This window comes from Rhodopirellula maiorica SM1, assembly GCF_000346295.1.
GTDB classification, from domain to species: domain Bacteria; phylum Planctomycetota; class Planctomycetia; order Pirellulales; family Pirellulaceae; genus Novipirellula; species Novipirellula maiorica.
In genome coordinates this window covers 1-3643 of the sequence record NZ_ANOG01000042.1, presented here as the reverse complement: position 1 = coordinate 3643, position 3643 = coordinate 1, and the positions used below count along the sequence as shown (strand labels likewise).

Genomic DNA, 3643 nt, shown 5'->3' with positions numbered 1-3643 from the left:
GTCGGCGATGCGGTGTTCGGAAAAATTACACGCAATCTGCCAAATCGCAGGCTCGGCTTTGCCGTTGAACTGAATGGCGCCGGCCCCGATGCCGCCCACCATGAAGTTAATCGCGGCGAGATGCTGTCCCTCGTAAACACGAGGTTGGCCGGGTGCGGTTAGTGCGGGATCCTTCAGGATCGCCTGTTCCTTGCGAGCACGTCGGGCGTTACGCTCGGCCTCAACGCGAGCGACGATCTCGCCGGTCTCCTGCAGACGTTGTTCCCACCCAGCGGCTTTGATGTGGTCCTGAATCTCAGACTGGGTAAGGCCTTTTGCGTAGCAGGCGACTTCGTCCAGGCAAATATCGGCCGAGCCCCAACCGTTGACCGTGGTCGCCCCCAGGGTCATCGTCGATTTTCTCGGCCCTCGCCGGGTGAATTCAAATGCGCCACCCACCAGGCTGCATTCGTAACCGTCGACATAAGCTCGCAAGTCGAGGTCAAAACTGGTGATCGCCAAGTGATACCAGCGTCCCACTTCGATCGGCTGGTCGGTGGGCAGATTGATCGTGGTCAGCACGTCACCGTTGACGTTCCGATAGATCAGTGCCGATAAGTCATTCTTGACGCCGACGATGTAACGAGCCTGTTGCCCTGCGGTTTGGGCGATGATCACGGGGTGTTCAACACCACTTGGCGGCGAGGCGAGTTTGAAGAACAACTCCAACGTGGCCGATCGGCCTCGCAAGTGATTTGTGTTCTGCACCGAAACCGGCTGGTTCGGAACCAAACAAATCGCCTGGCCATCGACCGGCCCTTCGACAAACGAGGCCGAACCACCGCCCTTCGCGGGTGCTTTGCCCATGGCGTCGACCAGATCGTCATCGAAACGCCAATAGCCACGCAAGGAGGGCTCGGATTTTAGCATCGCCGAGTAGGCTTCCTTGCTGCCGGCCGCCAGCAGCGGCCCGCCGCTCAACCCCGCAGTCAACGCACTGGCGGCGACCAGAAACCGACGGCGAGACAAGTCCACTCGGGGACTGCAGCAAGATGAGTCGTCGGATGGATTGTGGATGACGTTTAATTTCATTAGTTCTCTTGCTGGTAGTGGATTTCGCCAGAAATCCCTTTTCCAAATTTGATACGTAGTGGATTTCTCCAGAAATCCCAAATTTAAAGAGCTTTCAAGAATCCGCTTCGTCGCCGGAATGCTGATTGGGAATTCTGGCGAATCCCACTACGAGATGATTCTTTCTGAGATAGGAAACACTGCGATTGAAGCGAGTCCAGAAATCGGGCTCGAACGGCTTCAACTCTGGATACCCCGGAACGAGGCAACCGGAAAATGGGTATTCAGCGTAAGCGTCCACTGCCACCAGTCCTGCGCGTTCCGGATTGCGAGCGACATACTCGCAGGTTCCCATCAGCGCATCCTCCTGACGTTCATCCTCTTCCAGCACATGGTCGAGGGCTGGTCTTGCAACTCATAGCCAATCCGCGAAAGCGAATCATTGAATCGCGTGCGCAAGTGCCGCATTGCAAGCTTTTGGTCGGCCGCTTCAAGAATCCCCATCCAGATAAGGTGAATGTGGTCGGGCAACATGCAAAAGATTGGGCAGGCAATGGCGTAACGAAATTGTGAATGGGTCAGTAGCTCTCGAAATCGATAGTACATGCAGGAATTAAGCCATCCCGTGCGTCGGTCGCGAACAGTCATGGTCCAGTGGACGACGGCAAGTCCCCGGTAGACCGCCGCGTCAAGTCGCTTGAGATGATCTCGTTTGGTCATGGTTCGATTGTGTGTTTGACACTTCATCCAAAGTAATACGTATTGGATTTCGCCAGAAATCCTTTCTCGATTTTCGATTCCTGATTCATTGGGAATTCTGGCGAATCCCACTACGTTTACTGGTTGGACTTCTTCGCGAAGTCCACTACGACTTCTTCCCCTTTCCTTTCTTGGGACCTTTTCCTTTTCCCTTAGGCTTGTAGCCTTGGTTCTGAACCTGCGGAGCAGGCTTGTAGGTCGTTTGACTTAAAATCCCGATCGGTAGCCCCGATACGTTGATCTCGGGTACAACTGAAATGGGGCCGTATTTCTTGGCGAACTGCTCTGCCCGGGCCATCGTTCTTGGGACGTCGATTCCGTACGGCATCCAATCACTTCCCGCAGACCAAGGCTTGGCCTTGTAGTCATACGCATCCCGATAAGTGTCCAGGGCCGTCACACCTTCCGCGATCAATTTTGGGGTGGGGGAAACGCCGCCTTTGACGATCCTATCGTCTGGCACCAAGTTCAAACCGCCCAAGTTTTCGTTCGTGAAAATCGTTGGCTTGAACCGGGTCAAGTTGCCCTGAATGTCTCCTCGATCTTTGACTGGGATGGACTTGGCTTTATTCCTTTCTGGATGAAGCGTTCCACTCGCCTTCGACTTATCAAAAGGCCGCTTCTCACTGGGTCCGACATTGTCGGCGAATTTTTGCACCAGGTTGTTTAAGACATTCCAGTCATCAATCGGTGGGAAGCTCGTGTCGTTGCTGACCATTTCGGGATTCGATCCTTTCGCTTTCGGGACAACGTTTCGAATCAAATCGCACGATTCCTTGTTGCGAAAGGAAGTGTTGTTGTAGACGTTGAACTTGCCGTAACCCTCGATGCTCATTCCGCGTTTGGATGACCAAAAGACATTGTGATGCACCGTGAATTCTTCCCCGGCCTGGTCCAAACGCACTCCGTTCCCTTTGACGTTGTGCACCCAATTGTGGTGAAACTCAGTGTAATGCTGAGTCATTTTTGGAAAGTACGCACCGGACACATCCGAGTTGTAAATTCCCGCGTTGCAAATGTTGTTGTAGGACACATCCGGATTGCTGCTTTTCTTGTAGTTGTCCTTAAAGCCAATCCGGATCGCATCCGAACAGTTGTTGAAGAACGTGTTGTGCGTCACCAGGTAAGTGCCACTGGCGCCGATGAACAGCGGCACACTTTGGAAATTCGCATGCCGATTGTTCTCCGCGAAGACACAATTGCGGACATAGAGCATCGAGCCTGTCAAATCCAGGGCGGTGTTTTGAGCGCCTGCAAACAGACAATTGTCGAATCCAACGCGTGAACCCGAAACATGGATCGGTCTCGATCCTCGCTTGCCCTTGGGCGTGTCCTCAAACAGCGGCTCTCCGCCGATGTAGCTGAAATGAACATCTCGAAATACGATTTGCTCATTGCCAGGATTCGCCAGCTTGACCGAGGTTGCCAAAAAGTCGACACCTTCAATCGCGACCTGGGACAAGGCGGCTGAGTCGAAGATGGAATAGTCATTGGTAGCGACTAGAAAATCGGCGGCATCCGGCTGCCTGCCCCCAGGGGCATGAAAATACAAAGTGCCGTCCTTGGCGAACCATTCACCTTCGCTGTCGAGCAAGTCCAGCGCTCCGGCCAGGAAGAACATGCCTCGAACCCCCTTGGCCCCTCCTGCAATCGCCATCCGACCACGCTTGCCGTCCTCGCCGGTGAACAGACGGTTATAGAAGTTCGTGTCGTCCCACAACAGCGTCGCGCCATCGAAACCTTTGATCGCCCTGCTGTAACAACTGTTTCCTTTGGCGTAGCGAATGAAGCAATATCCATCCGTCAGATCGAGGTCTTTCATCCCAGCGAAAGC

At 53.9% G+C, this 3643-nt stretch carries 3 protein-coding genes; all 3 read right to left on the bottom strand.

Annotation, left to right across the window (positions count from 1 at the left end; translation table 11 throughout):
* On the bottom strand, window positions 1-1071 hold a 1071-nt coding region (locus RMSM_RS01420), incomplete at its 3' end, for a LamG-like jellyroll fold domain-containing protein (RefSeq protein WP_040763486.1).
* A 94-nt stretch (window positions 1072-1165) separates the two neighbouring features.
* Entirely contained in the window at window positions 1166-1405 is a 240-nt protein-coding gene (locus RMSM_RS42240; protein ID WP_063870175.1) for a hypothetical protein, read from the bottom strand.
* A 510-nt stretch (window positions 1406-1915) separates the two neighbouring features.
* Window positions 1916-3643 (bottom strand): right-handed parallel beta-helix repeat-containing protein (locus tag RMSM_RS01410; RefSeq protein WP_040763485.1); only part of this gene is annotated, 1728 nt, incomplete at its 5' end.